Raw genomic sequence first — 2,596 nt, 5'->3', positions numbered from 1 at the left:
GGGCGAATGACATTCGCCCTATATTATAAAGGTTAAAAAAACCAAGCTAAACCAAAAGGAGTATTTTATCCTTGACGAATATCATGAATAATACACCAAAACCAACATCCCAAAGGTGTCTTATGACTGTCCAAGCCTACAACCCTAAAGCCCCAAATAAATCTGCCCCCACTTCAAGCCTTACCCAAGCCAGCCCTGAGCTATTACACATCAGCGAGCCAAGCCAAAGCCACGCCAAGCCGTTAGACGGTTCGTGCGGTTGTGGCGGTTCTCACGACCATAGCCACGACCATAACCATCACAATCATGTCCACAATCATAGCCATGAGCCTGAATTTTATGATGACGGCATTCGGGTCATGCCCACATCGGACGACCTACAACGCCTATCATCTGATGCCAAACTCATACAGCAGGCCATTAGTGAGGAGAATAGCAATCACAGTAATCTCATCACATCATCACGCCAAAGCGTACCGACCATCACGGTCAATGGCGTACTTATCAGCGAGCAAGCCATTGGTGAAGAAGTGCAGTATCATCCTGCCGACAGCCAAGACGAGGCGTTGTTTTTGTCCGCCCAAGCGTTGGTTATTCGTGAACTGTTACGCCAAGCGGTCATGGCAGATGATGAATTAAAAGACGAATGGCAAGTCGATGACGAAAACGCCATCTCAAAACTCATCGCCAAAAACGTCCACCCCAACACGCCAACCGACAGCATTTGTGAGCAGTATTACACCGCCAATCAAGGCGAGTTTACCGCACCGCCTGTCATGAAAGTCCGCCACATTTTGCTCGCCTGTCCGCCCGAAGAAGGCGAAGAACGCATTGAGCTAAAAAAACGTGCCTATGAGCTGATTGACATCATCAAAAATAGCCCAAACCCGTCAGGCGAGTTCATTACCCAAGCCATGCAATACTCTGCCTGTCCGTCCAAGACAGACGGGGGCGAGCTTGGTATTCTACAAAAGGGAGCGACCGTACCCGAATTTGAAAAGGCGGTCTTTGCCTTGCCCAAAGGGCTTGCCCCAAGCCCCATTGAGAGCCGTTATGGGGTGCATATTGTGGATGTCATGGAGCGTATGGACGGTAAGGCATTGAGCTTTGATGAAGCCCTGCCCATGATTAGAAATAGACTGTCTCAGCAGGCGTTTCATCATGCTCTGATTGATTATTTGTACACTCTAAAACAAAATGCCGACATCGTGGGCATTGACATTAGTGTCAATCAAGAGAACATTTATCGGGGCTAAGGGGGGATTATGATTACCGTAGAAAACTTACAACACGCCATCAACACCACGGCAAGCACGCACGCCAAGGCTCATAAGGACACGATAGCTTTACCCCTATTGTCCGCCATCGGTCATGTGCTGGCACAGGACATTACGGCAGGTTTTGACATTCCCCGCCAACACTTGTCCGCCATGGACGGTTTTGCCTTGGGGGCAGGGTCGGATTTGGCGAGTGGTAGCCCGTTTGTCGTCATTGGCGAGTCGTGTGCAGGAAAGCCTTATCAAGGCGTGGTGGGCATGGGGCAAGCGGTGCGAATTTTTACAGGGGCGGTCGTGCCAGACGGGTGCGACAATGTGGTCATGCAAGAAAATACCGATTGGGACGACATCAAACACAGCATTGATAAATCCACCACTTACGCCATCACCCTTGCCAAAGACTCATACGCAGGCAACAACGTAAGACGCCAAGGCGAAGAAGTCGCCACAGGCGAGTGCGTGCTGAGTGCGGGCAAACGCCTAAATCCTGCCGACATCAGTCTGCTTGCCAATCTTGGCATGGCGGATGTGGTGGTATATCGTCCGCTTGTGGTGGGGATTTTGGCGACAGGGGACGAGCTTGTAACTGTGGGCGAGAGCCTGCCAAGCCTTGCCAATATTTATAACTCAAACACACCCACCCTAAAAGCACTTCTAAAAGACTTGCCCATCATCATCAAAGATTACGGCATTATCCCTGACGACTTAGCTAAGACCTGCCACGCCATAGAGCAAGCGGTGCATGAATGCGATGTGGTGGTGTCCAGTGCAGGGGTGTCGGTGGGCGATTACGACTTTTTGACCCACGCCATTGACAAACTGGGCAAAATCACCCATTACAAAGTCGCCATGAAACCAGGCAAGCCCTTTGTCTTTGGCGAGCTTTATGACAATGCCGACAACCCCAAAACGGTGCTGTATTTTGGGCTACCAGGTAATCCTTTATCGTGTGTGGTGGGCTGTTTGCAGTTTATCATTCCTGCCTTGTGGCGACTGTCTGGGGTGCGTGATGATGACTTACCCAAGCGATTGACCCTAAGAGCGACCCTAAGCCACGACATCAAAAAAAGGGCAGGGCGTAAAGAATTTATGCGTGGCATATACCATCAAGATGAGCTTGGTAGATTTGTGGTACAAGCGGTGGGTGTGCAAGACTCGCACCGTATCAAGCAGTTATCGCTTGCCAATTGCCTTATCGTGGCGGACAAAGACAGCGAAGGCTATTTAGCAGGCGATGAGATAACAATAGAGCCATTTGGGTGGGGGTTTTATTGATAAGGTTTGTTTTTATAGCAAATCAACCCCAATTTACACCAATG

General features: G+C 49.8%; 2 protein-coding genes. Both read left to right on the top strand.

The genetic code is table 11. From position 1 onward, the window contains the following. Positions 1-122: 122 nt before the first annotated feature. On the top strand, positions 123-1,256 hold the full coding sequence (locus B5J94_RS13355; protein ID WP_079364196.1) for a peptidylprolyl isomerase: 1,134 nt from the start codon (positions 123-125) through the stop codon (positions 1,254-1,256). Positions 1,257-1,265: 9 nt separating this feature from the next. Next, positions 1,266-2,552, top strand: coding sequence for a molybdopterin molybdotransferase MoeA (locus B5J94_RS13350; protein WP_062501513.1), 1,287 nt, complete (start codon positions 1,266-1,268; stop codon positions 2,550-2,552). The last annotated feature ends 44 nt before the right edge of the window (positions 2,553-2,596 follow it).

The organism is Moraxella lacunata, assembly GCF_002027545.1.
Lineage (GTDB): Bacteria > Pseudomonadota > Gammaproteobacteria > Pseudomonadales > Moraxellaceae > Moraxella > Moraxella lacunata.
The sequence above is the reverse complement of the archived record's forward strand: the minus strand, read 5'-3'. Positions and strand labels throughout refer to the sequence as shown.